Here is an 18,823-nt window from a genome sequence, read left to right as displayed (position 1 = left end):
GAACACGCTCCCTTTTACTGGATCAAGCCGCCTGCGGGCTTAACTGACTGGCATTACGCGATTGCGGGCTTTTGTGTTTTCGCAGACGCGTGGGGCTCAGCGCCCGCGCAAAAACAGCCCGTCCAGCTCTTTCATCGTGAGCTGCCGCCAGGTGGGGCGGCCATGGTTGCATTGGTCCGATCGGTCGGTGGTTTCCATCTGCCGCAGCAGGGCGTTCATTTCGTCCAGCGTGAGCTTGCGGTTGGCCCGCACCGCGCCGTGGCAGGCCATGGTGGCCAGGATTTCATTGCGGGCGCGTTGCACCACGGTGGTGGCGTCGTGCGCGGCCAGCTCGGCCAGCACGCTGCGGGCCAGTTCCACCGGGTTGCCGTGGGCCAGCGTAGTGGGCACGGCGCGCACGGCCAGGGTCTTGGGCGAGAAGGGGACCACCTCCATGCCCAGCAGGGCCAGCACGTCGGTGGATTCTTCCGCCGTGGCCACTTCCTGCGGGGTGGCGGCAAAGGTGGCGGGGATCAGCAGCGGCTGGCTGGCAATGCGGGCGCCGCTGTCCACCTGGGATTTGAGGCGCTCGTACACGATGCGTTCGTGGGCAGCGTGCATGTCCACCACCACCATACCCTGGGCGTTTTCGGCCAGGATGTAGACGCCGTGCAACTGGGCCACGGCGCGGCCCAGGGGCCAGGTGGATGCGTTGTCGCTGCGCTGCCCGGGCCACACCATGGCCTCGGCGCGTGTCGCATCGTCCACGGCGCTGTTCGCGGCATTGGGCGTTGGGGCTACTGCGCTGGGGGCAGCTTCTGCGGACGCAACCCCCGCAGGCTGTGCAGAAGGGGCCCAAAGCCCGCCCAGCGCGGCGTCCGGCACGCTGGGGGTTATCTCGCGGGGTGACCACAGGGCCTGCAGGTCTTGCACGCGGTGGCCTCGGTCTTCAAATTTCATAGCAGCTTGCGCTTGCCACATGGGCGCTGCAGGCTGTTTTTGCTCTAAACCTTGAGGGTGCGGTGCGGTGGCGGCTGGCGCACCCGCAGCATGTGCGGCCTGGGCCGCTGCCAGGGCTGCGCGGGGCGCGGCCAGCGCGTTTTCCACCGCATGGCGCACAGCCTGGTGCACTTCGCGGCTGTCGCGAAAGCGCACCTCGATCTTGGTGGGGTGCACGTTCACGTCCACGCGGGCGGGGTCGATCTCGACATACAGCGCGTAGATGGGTTGCTTGTGGCCGTGCAGCACGTCCTCATAGGCGGCGCGAGCGGCGTGGGTGAGCACCTTGTCGCGCACAAAGCGGCCGTTGACGTAGCAGTACTGGTGGTCGGGGCGCGAACGGGCGGCGTCGGGCAAGCCTGCGCGGCCGGTGACCGTGACCGGCCCGACGCGGTGCTGCACGGCGACCGACTGGGTGACGAAGTCCTCGCCCAGCACGTCCGACAGGCGGCGGGCCAGTGCGTCTTGCGGGTTGCCTTCGCCGGGCACAAAGGTGGCGCGCCACTGCTCCACCAGCTTGCCCTCGTGCCAGATGGCAAAGCCCACATCGGGCCGCGCCAGCGCGTGGCGGCGCACGGATTCAATGCAGTGCGCCAGCTCGGTCGCATCGGTCTTCAGAAATTTGCGGCGCGCGGGGGTGGAGAAGAACAGCTCTTTCACTTCCACCGTCGTGCCCTGGCTGCGGGCGGCAGGGCGCAGCTCGCCGCTGCGCGCGTCCAGCAAAAAGGCGCTGGCCTGCGTGGGCGGGCGCGAGAGCAGGGCCATCTCCGACACCGAGCTGATGGCCGCCAGCGCCTCGCCCCGAAAGCCCATGGTGGCCACGGTTTCCAGGTCGTGCAGGTTGGTGATCTTGCTGGTGGCATGGCGGCGCAGTGCCACGGGCAGCTCTTCGGGCGGAATGCCCAGGCCGTCGTCTTCCACCGCAATCAGGCGCACGCCGCCGGCCAGCAGCCGCACGGTGATTTGCGTGGCGCCCGCGTCCAGCGCGTTGTCTACCAGCTCGCGCACCACCGAGGCGGGGCGCTCCACGACTTCGCCAGCGGCAATCTGGCTGATGAGTTCGTCGGGCAGGTCGCGGATCGGGCGGCGCGTGCCGGGCAGGGATGCTTCGGGCGCGGAGACTTCGGAGGTGGGCTGGGTTGGGTTCACCCGCCAGATTTTAGGCGTCGGCCCCATGGGGATTTGATAGCAGGGTGATGGGGATAATGCGCGCTGCTTTCAACCTCCTCACCCCAGCCACGCAAGGCCCGTTCATGGAAATAGTGACCTTTCTGCTCGATTTCATTCTGCACGTAGACAAATACCTAGAGGCGTTCGTGCAGAGCTACGGCATGTGGGTGTACGCGCTGCTGTTCCTGATCGTGTTTGTGGAAACCGGCGTGGTGGTCATGCCCTTTCTGCCGGGGGATTCGTTGCTGTTCATCGTGGGCGCGCTGTGCGGCGCGGGCCTGATGAATTTTCCGCTGGCGTGCGTGGTGCTCATCGTGGCGGCCATCCTGGGCGACCAGTGCAACTACACCATCGGGCGTTACTTTGGCCCCAAGGTGTTCCAGTGGGAAGACTCGCGCTGGTTCAACAAGCGGGCGTTCAACCAGGCGCATGACTTTTACGAGCGCTATGGCGGCATCACCATCGTCATTGCACGCTTCATGCCCTTCATTCGCACCTTCGCGCCCTTTGTGGCGGGCGTGGCGGAAATGAGCCGCACCAAGTTCACGGCCTACAACGTGGGCGGCGCGCTGCTGTGGGTGCTAGGCATTGCCACGGCAGGCTACTTCTTTGGCAACCTGCCTTGGGTGAAGGAAAACCTGGACAAGATCATCTGGGCGCTGATCCTGGTGCCGGGTCTGATTGCGATTGCCAGCGCGTGGAAGGCGGGGCGCAACCAGCCTGCGCAGTCCTAAATTTGCTATTGAATTAAGAGCTGCTAGCGCTTTTGGGATAAGCGCTAGCAGCTCTTTTTGCTTGTACTCTGCTTATCGGCGCGGCGCGCGGCGCTGGTCCTTGTCTTCGCCAATTTCGTGGCCGATCAGTGCGCCCGCTGCGGCACCACCCACGGTGCCCAGAGTGCCGCCAAAAACCGCATTGCCCACCAGGCCGCCAGCGGCGGCACCTACCCCCGTGCCGATTTGTGCATTGGTGGGGTTGGACGCGCAGCCGCCCATGGCCAGGGCAGCAACCAGGGCCGTGGCCCCGATGAGATGACGTGTTTGCAGCATGGTGTGTTCCTTTCGCAAGTGGAGGTGGGCCGGTGCCTTCGCGTTTGGCAGCCGGTGGTCTGGCCCATGGCTTCACTGTGAATCGCTGCCGCCCTGCGCGGTGTCAGCCCTGGGCTTGCGCTTCTGTAGGAATTGGGGTGAATGCGGGGGGGGATGGGCTTGTCACCGCACCGGCAGAGGTTCATCGTGGCTTGGGTTGCTTCACGAAATCATCAGGGCCCGACCGGGCTGGTGCACACGTCAAGGAGTGCGTCACGCGGTTGAACCGGCCTACAACAAGAAGGGAAAGTGCTCAATGTCTGAACACACCTCTCATCCCGCCCAGGGGCTCAACCGGCTGACCATTGCCCAGCAGATCAGCCTGCTGGCCGGGGTGGCAGTGCTGGCCCTGGTGGTCATCCTGGCGCTGAGCCTGGTGCGGGTGCAGCAACTGGGCGCCACGGTGGAAGAACTGGGCCACGAACAGGTGGAGCGCCTGCAACTGGCGCTGCGCTGGCGCAGCAACATTGCGGTGAACGCCACGCGGGTGCTGTCCATCGCACAAACCGATGGGGACGACCTGCAAGGCTATTTCAAGGACGTGATGGGCAGCACCACGGCCGACACGACCAAGGTGCAGCAGCGCTACACCGAGCTGGAGAAAGCCCCGGTGGGCTGCGCATTCAGGAAGAACTGGCCACCGTGCGCAAGTCGTACCTGGAAACGCGCGACAAGGCGCTGGCCATGAAGAAGGCGGGCGACGTGGCGCAGGCCAGGGACTTTGCCTTGAAGGAGTTTGCACCGGTGGTAGACCGCTACAACGCCGTGGCCGACAAGATGGTGGCCTACCAGATTGAGCGCTCGGAAGCCCAGGCGGCTGAGGCCAATGCGCTCATCCGCTCGTATCGCATGGCGGTGGTGGTGGCCGGTGTGGCGGGGCTGGCGTTGCTGGTGGTGCTGGTGGTGCTGTCGTGGGTGCTGGTGGCGCGTATCCGCCAGTCGCTCAGCGAAGTCAGCGGCGTGGCGCGCCGTATCGGCGAGGGCGACTTGTCCCGCCCTGTGCAGGTGAGTGGCCGGGGCGAGGTGGCCGAGATGATGCTGGCCATGCAGCAGATGCAGGCCTCGCTGGTGCGTATCGTGGGCGAGGTGCGCCTCAGCAGCGACAGCATTGCCACCGGCTCCAGCGAGATTGCGACGGGCAATGCTGACCTAAGCCAGCGCACCGAAGAACAGGCCAGCAACCTGGAAGAAACCGCCGCGTCGATGGAAGAGCTGACCAGCACCGTCAAGAACAATGCCGATACCGCACACAAGGCGGCCGCGTTGGCGGGCGAGGCCTCACGCGCGGCCGTGCAGGGCGGCGAAGTGGTGGGACAGGTGGTGAGCCCCATGGAAGAAATCTCCGCTGCCTCGCGCAAGATCACCGACATCATTTCCGTGATCGATGGCATTGCCTTCCAGACCAACATCCTGGCGCTGAACGCTGCCGTGGAGGCGGCCCGCGCAGGCGAGCAGGGCCGGGGCTTCGCGGTGGTGGCCAGCGAGGTACGCAGCCTGGCCCAACGCTCAGCCGACGCGGCCCGCGAGATCAAGACCCTGATCGGCGCCAGCGTCGAGAAAGTGGAAAACGGCACCCAGCTGGTGAGCGAGGCCGGGCGCAGCATGGAGGGCATCGTGGCCCAGGTGCAGCGGGTGAGTGACCTGATTGGCGAAATCTCCAGCGCCACGAGCGAGCAGACCACCGGCATCAGCCAGGTGGGCGAAGCCGTCACCCATCTGGACCAGGTGACCCAGCAAAACGCAGCGCTGGTGGAACAAAGCGCCGCCGCTGCCGACAGCCTGCGCCACCAGGCGGCCAAGCTGGCCGAGGTGGTGAGCGTTTTCCGTCTGGCGTCTTAGCCTGCCAGTTGTTGGCGCCAGCGAGGTCCTGTTCACGATGCCCGAAAGGATCGTGAACAGGTTCAAACCTCACACCGACCGGCTGCGCGCCAGCGGCGGGTTCTTGGCGAAGTAGCGGGTGATGCCGCGCATCAGCGCATCGGCCAGCTGCTGCTGGTAGGCGCTGCTGCGCAGGCGGGCTTCTTCTTCGGGGTTGCTGATGAAGGCAGTCTCTACCAGCACGCTGGGAATGTCGGGCGCCTTGAGCACGGCAAAGCCCGCTTGTTCCACGCGCGGCTTGTGCAGCCGGCCGATATTGCCAATCTCGCCCAGCAGCACGGTGCCCAGGGCCAGGCTGTCGTTGATCTGCGCGGTGGTGCTCATGTCCAGCAGGGCGCGCTGCACGTGGCGGTCTTTGCTCTGTACGTTCAGGCCACCCACCAGGTCGGCCTGGTTTTCCTTGTTGGCCAGCCAGCGTGCGGCCGTGCTGGATGCACCGCTTTGGCTCAGCGCAAACACGCTGGCACCGCGCGCGGCGGGGGTCGTAAAGGCGTCGGCGTGGATGCTGACGAACAGGTCGGCCTGCACGCGCCGCGCTTTTTCCACCCGCGTGCCCAGGGGCACGAAGTAATCGCCGTCGCGGGTCAGAAACGCGCGCATGGGGTTGCCGCCCACGGTGGTGGCGTTGATGCGGTCGCGCAGCAGGTGGGCCACGCGCAGCACCACGTCTTTTTCACGCGTGCCGGCGGGGCCAATGGCGCCGGGGTCTTCACCGCCATGGCCGGGGTCCAGCGCCACGATGATGATGCGGTCGGTCTGCGTAGCTGTGGCGCGCCCGCCTGGGCGGTTGGCGGCGACGGGCGGGGCTGCAGGGGTGGGCTCGGCCGGGGCGGGCGTGGCACTGGGCCCGGGGCGGTGGGCGTGCTGGGCAATCAGGTCGCCCAGGGGGTCGGCCGGTTCGTGCGGCTTGGCGGGCTGGGCTGTGGTGGCGCCTGCTGTGGGCGCTGCGGGTGTGGTGTCGCGCAAGCGCTCGGCAATCAGGGCTTCGAGCGGGTCCACCGGCTCTGCCGGGTACAGGTCGAACACCAGGCGGTGCTGGTAGGCCGCGATGGGCGGCAGGGTGAACACCTGGGGCTGTGCGGCCTGCTTCAAATCGACCACCAGTCGCACCACGCCAGGGGCGTTTTGCCCCACGCGGATGCCGGCAATGTTCGGATCGTCGGGCTTGACCTTGGCGACCAGTTCGCGCAGCTCAGGGCTCAGGTCAATGCCTTCAATGTCCACCGCCAGCCTGGGTGGGGTGGTCACGAAAAATTGCTTGGCCACCAGCTTGGTATCTGACTCGATGGTGACGCGCGAATATTCGGGCGCTGGCCACACCCGCACGGCCAGGATGCTGGCGCCGCGCGCAATCTGCTGCGTGCCCAGCAGCAGCACCAAACTGCCGGCCTGCAAGAGGCTGCGCCGGCTGGGCGAGCGCGGTGGGCGGGCGGGGTGTGCGTCAGCGGTCATGCGCTCAATCCTTGGAGCAGGCTGCGGCCGGTGGCGGTGCCTGCACGCAGGGTGACTTGCCTTTCGGTTTCGTCCATTGCTTCAATGTGTATAGCAAGGTCTGCAGGCGGGGTAAGCGCTGCAGCCTTTTCTGGCCATTCTGCCAGCTTGAGCCCGGGGCTGGCAAAGATGTCCCGAAAGCCCGCGTCTTCCCACTCGCGCGGGTCGTCAAAGCGGTAGAAGTCAAAGTGCCAGATGGCCAGCTGTGCGGCTTCGTGCGGCTCCACCACGGCGTAGGTGGGGCTCTTGATGCGGCCTTGCACACCCAGCGCGCGCAGCAGGTGGCGCACCAGGGTGGTTTTGCCCGCGCCCAGGTCGCCGTGCAGGGTGATGAATGCGTTGGCCAGCGCAGGCTGCGCTGCCAGCCGCTGGGCCCAGGCGGCGGTGTCGTCCTCGCTGCGCCAGGTGGTGGTGGCCTGGGCTGTGCCGGGGCTTTCTACAATCTGGCCGGTATGTGGTGCAACAGTCAACTCGTTCCTCAAATTCAGGAGTGGGCCCGCGAGCTGGGATTCTCCCAAATCGGCGTGGCCGGGGTGGATTTGTCTGCGTCAGAACCGGGATTGATGCAGTGGCTGGCGCAAGGGTTCCATGGTGACATGCATTACATGGCCGCCCACGGCTTGAAGCGCGCCCGCCCGGCCGAGCTGGTGCCCGGCACCGTGAGCGTGATCACCGCGCGCATGGACTATCTGCCTCGCGACCGGGACAGCGCCCCCGCCGTGGCCCAGGCGGGCGGCTGGCAAGCCATGGAGCTGCAGCGCCTGCAGCGCCCCGCAGAAGGCATTGTCTCGATGTACGCCAGGGGGCGCGATTATCACAAGGTATTGCGCGCCCGCCTGCAAAAACTCAGCGACCGCATCGCCGAAGCGGTGGGGCCTTTTGGCCACCGGGTGTTCACCGATTCAGCCCCTGTGCTGGAGGCCGAGCTGGCCGCCCGCAGCGGCCAGGGCTGGCGCGGCAAGCACACGCTGGTGCTCAACCGCGAGGCGGGCTCCACCTTCTTTTTGGGCGAGATCTACGTGGACATGGCCCTGCCGGCCACCGAGCCCGTCACCGCCCACTGCGGCAGCTGCAGCGCGTGCATCGATGCCTGCCCCACGCAGGCCATCGTGGCGCCCCACCGCGTGGATGCGCGGCGTTGCATCTCTTACCTGACCATTGAATACGCAGGCCCCATTCCGCTGGAGTTGCGGCCCCTGATGGGCAACCGCATTTACGGCTGCGACGATTGCCAGCTGGTGTGCCCCTGGAACAAGTTCGCCCAGGTCAGCCGCCTGCCTGATTTTGACGAGCGCAAGGGCTTGTCGGGCCAGCAGCTGGTGCACCTGTTTGCGTGGGACGAACCCACCTTTTTGCGCATGACCGAGGGCGGCCCCATTCGCCGCATCGGCCACGAACGCTGGCTGCGCAACGTGGCCGTGGCGCTGGGCAACGCACTGCGGCAGGCTGACAGCGCTGAGCTGCGCAGCGCCCTGCAGTCGCGCGCGCACGAACCGAGCGAGCTGGTGCGCGAGCATGTGGCCTGGGCGCTGGCGGTTTGAGGTGAAATCAGGCTATAGCGCTTGATGGATAAGCGCTGGCAGCTACGTTTTTGATAGCAATCCGGTGCTTTGCAGCGTCTGCACCAGCCCATCGGTAAAACGCGCGTAGCCGGCTGCATTGGCATGCACGCTGTCGGCGCGCAAGCGGGCATCGGCCAGCACGGTAGACCAGCCATAGGCATGCAGCGGAATCTTCAGCGCCTTGGCTGTCTCTGCGTACACCTCGTGGTCGCTCAGGTGTCCTGCAGCGGCCATGAGCGATAGGCCGGGCACGGCCACCAGCAGCACCTGCGCGCCGCTGGCACGCGCCTGCTCGCCAATGCGGCGAAGGTGGGTGCGCGTGGTTTCGAGCGACAGGCGCCGCAAAAAGTCATTGCCGCCGATGCTCACGATCACTAGCGCGGGCCGGTGTTCCTGTAGCAGGGCGGGCAGCCGCTCCAGCGCCTGGGCCGAGGTGTTGCCTGAAACACCTGCGTTGATCACGTTCCAGCCCGTGCGGGCTGCCAGCAGGGTGGGGTAGGCGGTGTCGGCCGATGCGCCCACGCCCGAGGTCAGCGAGTCGCCCAGCGCCAGCACGGTGGCACCCGCTGGCACAGGCTGGGTGGCAGGCTTTCGGTCGCAGCCGGGCAGCCCTGCGCCCGCTGCCAGCAGAACCAGGGCACCCAGCAAGGCGCGTCGGTCGATGGTGGGTTTCATCGCAAAAATCCCAGTGCGAATGGCAGGCTGGCCACTCCCAGCACGGTAGACAGCGTGACGAGCCCGGCCACATAGGGCCCGTTGTAGCCCATGCGCGCCGCCAGCACGTAGCAGGTAGACGCCGTGGGCAGGGCAGAGAAGGCCAGCAGCACCGTGGTTTGCACGGCGTCGAGCTGGAACCAATGCGCCATGCCCCAGGCAATCAGCGGTTGAATCAGGTGGCGAATGGACAGGACCGACACCGTGAGCAGGCGGCTGCGGCCCAGCAGCCCAAACTGCATGCCCGCGCCTGCCGCCATCAGCCCGAGGGCCAGCGATGATGCGCTGATGCGGCTGACGGTGGGCTCCATCCAGCCCGGTATGCGAAAGCCCAGCAGGTTGGCCACCAGGCCCGACGCCGTGGCGATGATGAGCGGATTGCGCAGCAGCTCGCGCACAAAGCCCTGGCCGCCGTGGCGTGCCATGGGCCACACGGCGGCCACGTTGAACAGCGGCACGCACACACCAATCAGCACCGCAATCATCAGCAAGCCTTGCGCGCCTGCCAGGCGCTCGGCAATCGCCAGGCCGATGAACGAATTGAAGCGAAACGCCACCTGTGCGCTGGCGGCATGGTCGCGGCGCTCCAGGTGCGAGCCCAGCCAGGGCCAGTAGGGCAGCGAATACGCCAGAGCAATGCCCGCCACGCCCGAGAGCAGCCCCGCCGCCATCAGGCTGGACGCGGCGCCCACGTCAATCGGGCTTTTGACGATGGACTGGAACAGCAGTACCGGAAACAGCAGGTAATACACCAGGCTCTCAACGGGCTGCCAGATGGAGCGGTTCAGAGGGGTATACCGGCACAGCAGGTAACCAAACAGAATGAGGGAGAAATCTGGAAGCAGGAGCTGGGCGTAATTCACGTTTCGAGAATACCTGAAGCGCCTGCCCCGGGTGGGCTGGCAGGCTATCAGCCGGCCGTTGCATCGGGCACCACGCACCGGCGCGTATGCCCCGTGTATCTGTGCGAAATCCCTAAGACCCGCCGGAAAAACATTCGCATAACATTGCAGACGTACGAAAACCCCAAAAGGAGAAATCGATGGACCGTCGCCACTGGATCGCGCTGGTACTGGCCACTGCTGCAGGATCTGCAGCCGCGCAAGCCTACCCGAACAAAATCATCAAGCTGCAGGTGCCCTTTGCACCCGGCGGCACCACCGACATCATTGCCCGCGTGATCGCCGACCCGCTGGGCAAGGCCCTGGGCCAGAGCGTCATCGTGGAAAACAAAGCGGGTGGCGGTGGCATCGTGGGCGCCAATGAAACAGCCAAGTCGGCGCCCGACGGCTATGTGCTGGGCATTGCCACCGTCTCCACCACGGCGGCCAACCCTGCCATCAACCCCAAGACGCCCTATAACCCGCTGACCGATTTCACGCCCATCATCAACATCGCGGCCACGCCCAACATCATTGCGGTGCACCCCAGCTTCCCTGCCAAGGACTACAAGGCATTTTTGGCTGAGCTGAAGAAGTCCGCAGGCAAGTATTCGTACTCTTCGTCGGGCACCGGCGGTATCGGGCATCTGCAGATGGAGCTGTACAAGAGCCTGACCGGTACGTTCGTGACGCACATCCCCTACCGGGGTGCAGGCCCCGCCCTGAATGACACCGTGGCGGGCCAGGTGCCCATGATTTTTGACAACCTGCCCTCAGCGCTGCCCTTCATCAAGGAAAACCGCCTGGTGCCCATCGTGGTGGCCGCACCGCAGCGCGTGGCCGCTCTGCCCAATGTGCCTACGTTCAAGGAAGTGGGGCTGGAGCCTGTGAACCGCATGGCCTACTACGGCATCGTGGGGCCCAAAGGCCTGCCCAAGGACGTGGTGGACAAGGTCAATGCCGCCGTGCGCAAGGCGCTGGAAGACCCGGCCGTGAAAAAGCGCATCGAAGACACCGGCTCCATCGTGGTGGGCAACACGCCCGAGCAGTTTGCCGAGCAGATCAAGGCCGAGTTCAGCGTCTACAAAGACGTGGTGGCCAAGCAAAAGCTCACGCTCGACTGAGCACTGCACTGAAGCAAAGCCGCGCGGGCCTGGCCTGCGCGGCTTTTTTCATGGCGCGTACTGTGGGCGTGCTATCGTTTTTGGATGCTTGAAGACAGCCTGCGCGCGATCGATACCTTTGTAGATGCCCTGTGGCTGGAAGACGGCCTCTCGCGCAACACCCTGGCGGCGTACCGCCGTGACCTCACGCTCTACGCCCAGTGGCTGGCACAGCAGCAGCCCCCGCTGGCGCTGGACGCCACAGCCGAAATGCACCTGAGCGGCTACTTTGCTGCCCGCCATGCGCAAACGCGGGCCACCTCGGCCAACCGGCGCCTGACGGTGCTGCGCAGGTACTTTCACTGGGCTTTGCGCGAACGCCGCATCACCCAGGACCCGACCCTGCGCCTGCAGGCTGCACGCCAGCCCTTGCGGGTACCCAAAACCCTGTCGCAGGCCCATGTGGAGGCCTTGCTCAGCGCCCCTGACCTGGGCAACCCCCTGGGCCTGCGCGACCGCACCATGCTGGAGCTGATGTATGCCAGCGGCCTGCGCGTGACGGAACTGGTCACGCTCAAGACCTTTCAGGTGGGGCTGAACGAAGGCGTGCTGCGCGTGATGGGCAAAGGCAACAAGGAGCGGCTGGTGCCTTTTGGCGAAGAAGCGCGCAGCTGGCTGCAGCGCTACCTGCAAGAGGCGCGCGGCGCCATCCTGGCCGGGCAGCAGACGGATGACCTGTTCGTGACCCACCGCGGCGAGGGCATGACGCGCGTGATGTTCTGGGTGATTGTGAAAAAGTGGGCGCAGGTGGCGGGCATCACTGTGCCCCTGTCACCCCACACACTGCGCCACGCCTTTGCCACCCACCTGCTCAACCACGGGGCGGATTTGCGCGTGGTGCAACTGCTGCTGGGGCATGCCGATATTTCGACCACCACCATCTACACCCACGTGGCGCGGGAGCGGCTCAAGGCGCTGCATGCGCAGCACCATCCACGCGGCTGAGTCCTGCGTTTGCATGGGGGCCGTGTTGCACCCCGCAAGCAAAAAGGGCTCCGTTGCTCGGAGCCCTTTTTGGTTTCTCTGCGAAGAAGTTCTGGGTATCAGTCCCCGTTCAGGTCTTCGGCCCAGGCCAGCGCCTGCAGGTGGGCCCAGTTGACCTGGCGGTTCGACAGATGCAGTTCGTCGGCCACGCGGGCAAACGTCGCGTCATCGCCAGATTCACAGGCCTTGGTCAGCTCCAGGAACGGCGCGAATACGCCGGTGCCGTGCAGCAGGGCATCTGTCACCGGCTGGGGCAGGGCCACCGATTCGAGGGCTTTTTCCAGCGGCACGTTCAGCATGGTGTCGAGCAGCGAGAACACCCCCACCACGAACGCGTTGTCGCATTCCTCCGGGGGCAGCAATTCGGCCGCCAGCAGCTCCATCAGGCGTCCGCGCACCACGGCGGTCTGGCCCACGGCAGGAGGGGCTCCATCGCGTGAGGTGGTCATGAGCAGCGCCGCCCAGCGGAACAGCTTCTTGAGGCCCAGGATCATCACCGCGTGGCGGAAGGAAGTCACTTCGCACGACAGTCCAAACCCCGAGGAGTTGATGAAGCGCAGCAGGTTGAAAGACAGGGTGGGGTCTTTCTTGAGCAGGTCTTCGATCTCGCTGGTGTCCGCCTGTTTGCGCACCAGGTTGATGAGCTGAATGATGGTGGCTTGCGAAGGGCGGATGGTGGTGGCTTTGACCAGGGAGGGCTTGGCAAACCAGAAGCCCTGGAACAGTTTCACGCCCAGGTTCGACATCATCTGGAACTGTTCGGCGGTTTCCACCTTTTCAGCCACCAGCGTGGCTTTGGCGTATTGGCTCGCAAACTTCACCAGCGGGCCTGCCAACTCGGGCTTGAAGGTCTGCAAGTCCAGCTTGATGAAGGAGGCCAGGGGCATCCAGCTGGCGTAGGGCTTGCGCAAGGCGTTCTGGTTCAGCGCCAGGCGAAAACCGCGTTCGCGCAGAGCCTGCAGCACGGGCACGCGCTGGTCGATTTCTTCCTGCGTTGCGGTGTCGGGCAGTGGGGGCACTTCCAGTACCACCTTTTCGGGGTGGATCAGCTCCAGGTGGCCGCCCGCCAAGCTCTCGTGCGTGCAGTTGATGAACACCGTTTTCTTGCCCACCAGGGCTTCGGTGCCCGCATAGGACAAGGCGTTGAATAGCAGTGCGGCATCGCTGGCGGCGGTGTGGGCGTCCGATGCGGTGGAACGGTCGAACAACTCGTAACCGTAGACCGCACGGTTATGGTCCACGATCGCCTGGCGCGCAATGACGGCCATGTTGCTCGCGTCCACATCTTCCTGCGGGACAGCGGTATCGGCGGGCGGGATGTTTTGTTCGGTGGTGCTCAACATGATGCGGCTAGAAAAGGATTGAGCGGAACGCTTCGTCACATTCTAGGCGCTGTCTTGACGGGGGCGGTGCAATGCCCGAGCACCGTGGGCGAGCCCTCGGCGGCTGGCACCCATCCAGCCGCGCGTTGCCGCCAGCGGCGCCATGCAAGCGGGCCGCTGGGCAGTTCACTCGGTCATCTGGTCTGCCCAGGCCAGGGCTTGCAGGTGGGCCATGTTGATCTGCTGGCTGCTCAGGTGCAGTGTCCCTGCCGCCTTGTGGAAAACGGCGTCGTCGCTCGATTCGCAGGCTTCAGCCAGCGTGAGCAGGTCGCCCAGCACGCCTTCGCGGCGCAGCAGGGCGGCGGCCACGGCGTCAGGCACGGTCAGCAGCTTGAGGGCCGATTCCATGGGAATGGACAGCATCACATCCAGCAACGAGAAGATGCCCACCACGAAGGCCTGGTCGGCTTCTTCCGGGGGCATGCTCTCCAGCGCCAGCAATTCCATCAACCGGCCGCGCACCACGGCGGTCTGGCCCACCGAAGACGGCGCTGCACCCGTGCGTGCGGCCGTGAGCAGCAGGGCCGCCCAGCGGAACAGCTTTTTCAGCCCCAGCAGCATCACGGCCTGGCGGAAGGAGGTGATCTCCCGGTTCAGCCCAAACCCGGCCGAGTTGATGAGGCGCATGAGGTTGAACGCCAGACCGGCATCCTTCTTCAGCACCTCTTCAATATCGTCGGTGCTGGCTTGCTTGCGCACCAGGTTGATGAGGTGGACGATGCTGGCCTGTGCAGGCGAGAGCAGCTTGGTCTCTACCAGCGAGGGGCGCGCGAACCAGTAGCCCTGGAACAGTTGCACCCCTTGGCTGGAAACCATGTCGTATTGCTGGGCTGTCTCGACCTTCTCGGCAATCAACTCCGCCTGGCTGTTGCGTGCGGCGTAGCGGATCAGCACGGCCAGTTGGTCAGGGGCCAGCACCGACAGATCCAGCTTGATGTAGTCGGCCAGGGGCAACCAGGCGGCATAAGCCGATTCGAGTACGGTGTGGTTGAAGGCGAGGTGAAAGCCGCGATCACGCAGGCCCATGAGGATGGGCAGGCGCGTTTCCACCTCCTGCGCAGCTGCGTGGCCCAGCGGCGGAATCTCCAGCACTACCTTATCGGGGTCCAGCAGTTCCAGGTGGCCGCCCGAGAGGCTTTCGTGCGTGCAGTTCACAAAAATCAGCTTCTTGCCGACCAGCTCTTCCGTGCCCGCATGCGACAGCGCTGTGAACACCAGAATCACATCGGTGGCGGCGGTGTGCCCGATGCCGGTGCGCGAACGGTTGAACAGCTCATAGCCAATCACTGCTTGCTGGGCATTGACGATGGCTTGGCGCGCGATCATGGCCACAGTGGCTTGCCCCGATGTGTTGCTTGCAGGATAGGCCGCTGCATTGGCGGGTGTAGTGGACATGGCTGGCTACTCACGTGTGAACGATTCAAAAGATGCAAAAACAACCGACTCATTTTAGGGAGCGCCCAATTCCCGGGCGTTTCGCTCAGCCCTGCTGCAGCCATTGAAGTTCCGTTTCAGTGAATCCAGCGCGGCGGCGGGCGTCGTCGTTGAACGGCGGTTTGAGGCGCGGGGCTTCGTATTGCCGCACCAGGACGGCGTAGTGCGGCTCCGGGTTCAGTCCGTCGCGTTCGCACAGCCACCGGTACCAGTGGTTGCCGATGGCCACGTGGCCCACCTCGTCGTGCAGGATGGTATCGAGGATGGTGGCGGCAGCCAACGCATCGGACGTGCCCACCTGCCGAAGCTTGCGCTGAATCAAGGGCGTGGCGTCCAGCCCGCGGGCTTCCATGGTGCGCGGCACCAGGGCCATGCGCGCCACGATGTCGTGCTGCGTTTTCTCGCACATGGTCCACAGGCCCTGGTGCGCCGGGAAGTCGCCATAGTCGTAACCGTGCGCACGCAGGTGGCCACGCAGCATTTCAAAGTGCGTGGCCTCTTCGGCGGCCACCCGCAGCCAGTCGTGGTAGTAAGCCGGCGGCATGCCGTCAAAGCGCCAGATAGCGTCGAGTGCCAGATTGATGGCGTTGAATTCAATATGGGCAATGGCATGCACCAGCACGGCACGCCCTTCGGGGGTGGCGGGTGAGCGCCGGGCCATCTCGGTGTGGCGCAGCAGCAGGGGGCGCTCGGGGTGCCCCGGCAGGGTGCCGATCTCAGCCTGGCTGGGTGTGAATTTCTCTGCTATCGAATATGTAGCTAGTTGCGCTTGCAGGGCAAGCGCTGCAGCCGATTTTTGATCAGGGTCGGCAAGTTGCAAAACCTGCAATGCACATTGGCGAAGCTCCATCCGTACAATTCTAGGCCCTGCTGCTGAGCGCACTGCACACGCTTTGTAACCAATTGGCAGCCCCTTTGTCTTTTCACCGGAGTGTGTTGCATGGCTTTGTATGAACTGGATGGTGTGGCGCCGCTGGTGCCGGGTTCCGCGTGGGTAGCCGACAGTGCCCAGGTCATGGGCGATGTGCATCTGGGTGAAGACGCCAGCGTATGGTTTGGCGCCGTGGTGCGGGGCGATACCGCACGCATCAGCATCGGCGCGGGCACCAACATCCAGGACGCCAGCGTGCTGCACGCCGATTTTGGTCAGCCGCTGGTGGTGGGCGAGCGCGTCACCGTGGGGCACCAGGTCATGCTGCATGGCTGCACCATTGGAGACGAGTCGCTGATCGGCATTGGCGCCGTGGTGCTCAATGGCGCGAAGATTGGCAAGAACTGCCTGGTGGGCGCAGGTGCACTGGTCACCGAAGGCAAGGAATTCCCCGATGGATCGATGATCATCGGCGCCCCGGCCAAGGCCGTGCGCGAATTGACGCCCGAGCAGATCGAGGGGCTGCGCCAAAGCGCGCTGCACTACATCGAGAACGCCCGCCGCTTCAAGCAGGGCCTGCGCCGCATCGATTGAGATCTTCGCGCCTTCTATTTTTGTTTTTCTGGAATCCCCGAGTGTCTGAACTCCACAAGTTTTTGTTTGAAGGCCTGCCCGTGCGCGGCATGATCGTGCGGCTGACCGATGCCTGGACCGAGGTCCTGCAGCGCCGCAACAGCAATTCGGCCACCGGCGCCTATCCCGCACCGGTGCAGGAGTTGTTGGGCGAGATGGCTGCGGCTGGTGTGCTGATGCAGTCCAACATCAAGTTCAACGGTGCGCTGGTGCTGCAGGTGTTCGGGGATGGCCCGGTGAAGGTGGCGGTGGCGGAGGTGCAGTCGGACCTCAGCCTGCGCGCTACCGCCACCATCAACTGCGACATCGCTGCCGATGCCCGGCTGAGCCAGATGGTCAATGTGGGCGGCGGCGGGCGTTGCGCCATCACGCTGGATCCCAAGGACCGCCTGCCAGGCCAGCAACCCTACCAGGGCGTGGTGCCGCTGCACGGCGACCATAACGAAAAACTCGAACGCCTGTCGGATGTGCTGCAGCACTACATGCTGCAGTCGGAGCAGCTGGACACTGTGCTGGTGCTGGCGGCCAACAGCGAGGTGGCTGCGGGCTTGCTGATCCAGCGCATGCCTTTGAAGGGCGAGGGCAACCTGGCCCAGGGGCTATCGCACCGCGAGAACGAAGACCAGATTGGTCACAACGAAGACTACAACCGTATCGCCCATCTGGCTTCCAGCCTGACCCGCGACGAGTTGCTGACCCTGGATGTGGACACCATTCTGCGGCGCTTGTTCTGGGAAGAAAAGCTGCTGCGCTTCGAGCCCTTGGAGGGTGAGCGCGGCCCGCGCTTTGCCTGCACCTGCAGCCGCGAACGCGTGGCCAACATGCTGCGCGGCCTGGGCGCTGAAGAGGCTGAAAGCATTCTGGCTGAGCGCAGCGAGATCGAGGTGGGTTGCGAGTTCTGTGGCCAGCAATACCGCTTCGATGCGGTGGATGCGGCGCAGCTCTTCCTGCAATCTGCTGCCGCCCAACCGCCTGCGCCATCGGGCGTTCAATAAGCCCGTGCCGCTTGCCCCAGGTCGATGGGGCGGGTGTGGTGTGCCGCCCCAAGGTGCTGATCGGAGCCCGCCCAGAGGGTGACGATTGTTGACAGATAGTTTGACGGACCTCTCCTAAGATCCTTCCCAGAAGGAAGGGTTTGCATGGATTTTTTCCGTCGATTTTTGGGAGTGTCGGCATCCAACGCAGGGGCTCAGGCTGGCCCTGCTGGCGAGGCCATCGCCCTGGCTTCGCCGCCAGAAGATTCGGTGCCTGCCGAGCTGGATGTGGATGCCGCCATCAACGCGCACGAACGCTGGAAAGCCCGCTTGATGGACTACCTGGAAGGGCGCCTGCCAGTGGGGCTGGACCCTGACGTGATCCGCCGGGATGACTACAGCGCATTGGGGCGCTGGTTGCATGGTGTGGGCGCCGACGTGCTGGGCCACCACCCTGCTTACCCTTTGCTGATGGCGCGGCACCGTTACTTTCACGAACAGGCTGCCGAGATGGTGCGATGGGCTTAACAGGGGGAGTGGGACCATGTGGTCGCCATTCTCAACGGCCGCTACCGGTTTGCTTCGAACCAGATCGTGCTTCTGCTCAAGTCTATTCGGCAGGGTGTGAAGCAGGACGCTTGAGGAACGTTTCGGCCGCAGCCCAAGGCTGCGGTGTTTCCGTCACCGCGTGGCAGCCAGCCGCAGTGATGTGAACAGGCGGTGCTCGCAAACCGGGTCGCTGCATTTTTCACAGCCCCAGGAGCGCATTTTCAAACGCCCCTGGTCATCGTCCTCATCTCGCCGCCCATCTGCACTACCAACGGGCGCTCGTGTGAGGCTCAGTGCGGTAGATGGGGTCGCGGCTTGCAGCGCCTGGGCTGCGGCCAGCGCGGTGGACACGCGGCGGGCGGTGCTGCCATACACCACCCGATAAGGGGTGCCGCTGGCCTGAAGCTGGCGGCGCAGTTCAGCATCGCATTGTTCTCGGTTTTCCTGTTCGGCAGGGGGGCAAGGCCAGTCGAGTCCCGTCAATAAAGTGATGGGAGTGAGCGGGGGCAAGGAAGCCTCTGGTGAAGCCGGGAGCGCGCTGTCAGCACTGGGAAGGGCTTGCATCAAAGGATGCAGCTGAGCCGTGTGCACGCCCAGCTCGGCAGTCAGCGCTGCCAGAAGTTCATGCACTCCGCTGTGCGGCGCGCCCACGAGGTGAATAGCCATGGGCGTCAGAGACTAAGGGGAGCTGTGGAGGGGGTGCGGCAGGTGCAGTGCCGTTCAACGCGGGGTGAACTGCACGTACACCTCGCCTTGCTTGACCATGCCCAGTTCGCTGCGGGCTTTTTCTTCCACCATGTCCAGACCTTCTTTCAGGTCATGCACTTCCGAGGCCAGCCGTTCATTGGCCTGGCGCACCTGCGCGTTGGCTGCTTTTTGCGCCTCGATTTTTTGCTGCATGGCAGCCACCTGGGGCAGGCTGCCGCGCCCCAGCCACAACTGCGCATGCAGTGCGACCAGCAGCGCCAGCAGGACAACAGGAACCAATCGGATGCCCATGGGGTGGCCTCAGAGAAGGAGGTCAAGCACAGGGCCGCGCCGCGCTTGCACAGCGGCGCATGCCCTGCAGTA

At 64.9% G+C, this 18,823-nt stretch carries 20 protein-coding genes; 9 read left to right on the top strand and 11 right to left on the bottom strand.

All coding sequences use genetic code 11. From position 1 onward, the window contains the following. Positions 1 to 96: 96 nt before the first annotated feature. Entirely contained in the window at positions 97 to 2,127 is a 2,031-nt protein-coding gene (gene mutL / locus BDD18_RS04885; RefSeq protein WP_244938986.1) for a DNA mismatch repair endonuclease MutL, read from the bottom strand. Positions 2,128 to 2,231: 104 nt separating this feature from the next. Between mutL and BDD18_RS04880 the strand changes: the two genes are divergently transcribed. Then, entirely contained in the window at positions 2,232 to 2,882 is a 651-nt protein-coding gene (locus tag BDD18_RS04880; protein ID WP_142081704.1) for a DedA family protein, read from the top strand. 72 nt (positions 2,883 to 2,954) lie between these two features. Here the strand turns inward: BDD18_RS04880 and BDD18_RS04875 are convergent, their stop codons facing one another. Continuing rightward, entirely contained in the window at positions 2,955 to 3,197 is a 243-nt protein-coding gene (locus tag BDD18_RS04875; protein WP_044401408.1) for a glycine zipper 2TM domain-containing protein, read from the bottom strand. Positions 3,198 to 3,492: 295 nt separating this feature from the next. On the opposite strand from BDD18_RS04875, the gene BDD18_RS22905 reads away from it, so the two are divergent. Continuing rightward, positions 3,493 to 3,924, top strand: coding sequence for an MCP four helix bundle domain-containing protein (locus BDD18_RS22905; RefSeq protein WP_244938985.1), 432 nt, complete (start codon positions 3,493 to 3,495; stop codon positions 3,922 to 3,924). After that, positions 3,879 to 5,075: a methyl-accepting chemotaxis protein gene (locus BDD18_RS22410; RefSeq protein ID WP_420837300.1), complete on the top strand. Its 1,197-nt coding sequence runs from the start codon at positions 3,879 to 3,881 to the stop codon at positions 5,073 to 5,075. Before BDD18_RS22905 ends, BDD18_RS22410 begins: the two co-directional genes overlap by 46 nt. A 69-nt stretch (positions 5,076 to 5,144) precedes the next feature. Here the strand turns inward: BDD18_RS22410 and BDD18_RS04865 are convergent, their stop codons facing one another. Next, positions 5,145 to 6,566, bottom strand: a complete 1,422-nt coding sequence (locus tag BDD18_RS04865) for an N-acetylmuramoyl-L-alanine amidase (protein ID WP_142081703.1) — start codon at positions 6,564 to 6,566, stop codon at positions 5,145 to 5,147. Continuing rightward, the gene (tsaE, locus tag BDD18_RS04860; protein WP_142081701.1) at positions 6,563 to 7,075 is read right to left on the bottom strand and encodes a tRNA (adenosine(37)-N6)-threonylcarbamoyltransferase complex ATPase subunit type 1 TsaE; all 513 of its coding nucleotides are present in this window, start codon (positions 7,073 to 7,075) and stop codon (positions 6,563 to 6,565) included. The genes BDD18_RS04865 and tsaE overlap by 4 nt, the downstream gene beginning before the upstream one ends. Between tsaE and queG the strand changes: the two genes are divergently transcribed. Further along, positions 7,058 to 8,146 (top strand): tRNA epoxyqueuosine(34) reductase QueG, encoded by a 1,089-nt coding sequence (gene queG / locus BDD18_RS04855; RefSeq protein WP_170207374.1) that lies wholly within the window; start codon positions 7,058 to 7,060, stop codon positions 8,144 to 8,146. The genes tsaE and queG overlap by 18 nt on opposite strands. 42 nt (positions 8,147 to 8,188) lie before the next feature. Here the strand turns inward: queG and BDD18_RS04850 are convergent, their stop codons facing one another. Both BDD18_RS04850 and BDD18_RS04845 read right to left on the bottom strand, forming a co-directional pair. Next, entirely contained in the window at positions 8,189 to 8,842 is a 654-nt protein-coding gene (locus tag BDD18_RS04850; protein WP_142081699.1) for a GDSL-type esterase/lipase family protein, read from the bottom strand. Next, positions 8,839 to 9,744 (bottom strand): AEC family transporter, encoded by a 906-nt coding sequence (locus BDD18_RS04845; RefSeq protein WP_066695605.1) that lies wholly within the window; start codon positions 9,742 to 9,744, stop codon positions 8,839 to 8,841. The genes BDD18_RS04850 and BDD18_RS04845 overlap by 4 nt, the downstream gene beginning before the upstream one ends. A 179-nt stretch (positions 9,745 to 9,923) precedes the next feature. Between BDD18_RS04845 and BDD18_RS04840 the strand changes: the two genes are divergently transcribed. Both BDD18_RS04840 and xerD read left to right on the top strand, forming a co-directional pair. Then, positions 9,924 to 10,886 carry a tripartite tricarboxylate transporter substrate binding protein BugE gene (locus BDD18_RS04840; RefSeq protein ID WP_142081698.1) on the top strand — a complete coding sequence of 321 codons (963 nt, stop codon included), beginning with the start codon at positions 9,924 to 9,926 and terminating at the stop codon, positions 10,884 to 10,886. Between the two features lie 84 nt (positions 10,887 to 10,970). Continuing rightward, positions 10,971 to 11,870: a site-specific tyrosine recombinase XerD gene (gene xerD, locus BDD18_RS04835; protein WP_066693714.1), complete on the top strand. Its 900-nt coding sequence runs from the start codon at positions 10,971 to 10,973 to the stop codon at positions 11,868 to 11,870. A gap of 98 nt (positions 11,871 to 11,968) precedes the next feature. Here the strand turns inward: xerD and BDD18_RS04830 are convergent, their stop codons facing one another. The 3 genes from BDD18_RS04830 to BDD18_RS04820 form a co-directional block, all read right to left on the bottom strand. Then, a complete protein-coding gene (locus BDD18_RS04830) occupies positions 11,969 to 13,252 on the bottom strand; it encodes an EAL and HDOD domain-containing protein (protein ID WP_142081696.1) in 1,284 nt (427 codons plus the stop codon). Between the two features lie 165 nt (positions 13,253 to 13,417). Continuing rightward, the gene (locus tag BDD18_RS04825) at positions 13,418 to 14,686 is read right to left on the bottom strand and encodes an EAL and HDOD domain-containing protein (RefSeq protein ID WP_066693718.1); all 1,269 of its coding nucleotides are present in this window, start codon (positions 14,684 to 14,686) and stop codon (positions 13,418 to 13,420) included. 85 nt (positions 14,687 to 14,771) lie between these two features. Then, positions 14,772 to 15,575, bottom strand: coding sequence for a ferritin-like domain-containing protein (locus BDD18_RS04820; RefSeq protein ID WP_142081694.1), 804 nt, complete (start codon positions 15,573 to 15,575; stop codon positions 14,772 to 14,774). A gap of 90 nt (positions 15,576 to 15,665) precedes the next feature. Between BDD18_RS04820 and BDD18_RS04815 the strand changes: the two genes are divergently transcribed. The 3 genes from BDD18_RS04815 to BDD18_RS04805 all read left to right on the top strand — a co-directional run bounded on the left by BDD18_RS04815 (position 15,666) and on the right by BDD18_RS04805 (position 17,731). Continuing rightward, positions 15,666 to 16,190, top strand: a complete 525-nt coding sequence (locus tag BDD18_RS04815) for a gamma carbonic anhydrase family protein (RefSeq protein ID WP_066785023.1) — start codon at positions 15,666 to 15,668, stop codon at positions 16,188 to 16,190. Positions 16,191 to 16,231: 41 nt separating this feature from the next. Continuing rightward, positions 16,232 to 17,224, top strand: coding sequence for an Hsp33 family molecular chaperone HslO (hslO, locus tag BDD18_RS04810; protein WP_142081693.1), 993 nt, complete (start codon positions 16,232 to 16,234; stop codon positions 17,222 to 17,224). Positions 17,225 to 17,368: 144 nt separating this feature from the next. Next, positions 17,369 to 17,731: a CZB domain-containing protein gene (locus BDD18_RS04805; RefSeq protein ID WP_244938984.1), complete on the top strand. Its 363-nt coding sequence runs from the start codon at positions 17,369 to 17,371 to the stop codon at positions 17,729 to 17,731. 153 nt (positions 17,732 to 17,884) lie between these two features. Here the strand turns inward: BDD18_RS04805 and BDD18_RS04800 are convergent, their stop codons facing one another. Together BDD18_RS04800 and ftsB are read right to left on the bottom strand one after the other, a co-directional pair. Continuing rightward, complete coding sequence (locus BDD18_RS04800) at positions 17,885 to 18,418, bottom strand: hypothetical protein (protein ID WP_142081691.1); 534 nt, start codon at positions 18,416 to 18,418, stop codon at positions 17,885 to 17,887. A gap of 54 nt (positions 18,419 to 18,472) precedes the next feature. Then, entirely contained in the window at positions 18,473 to 18,751 is a 279-nt protein-coding gene (ftsB, locus tag BDD18_RS04795; RefSeq protein WP_044401446.1) for a cell division protein FtsB, read from the bottom strand. Positions 18,752 to 18,823: the final 72 nt, after the last annotated feature.

Origin of the sequence: Acidovorax temperans (assembly GCF_006716905.1) — a bacterium.
GTDB classification, from domain to species: domain Bacteria; phylum Pseudomonadota; class Gammaproteobacteria; order Burkholderiales; family Burkholderiaceae_C; genus Acidovorax; species Acidovorax temperans.
The sequence above is the reverse complement of the archived record's forward strand: the minus strand, read 5'-3'. Positions and strand labels throughout refer to the sequence as shown.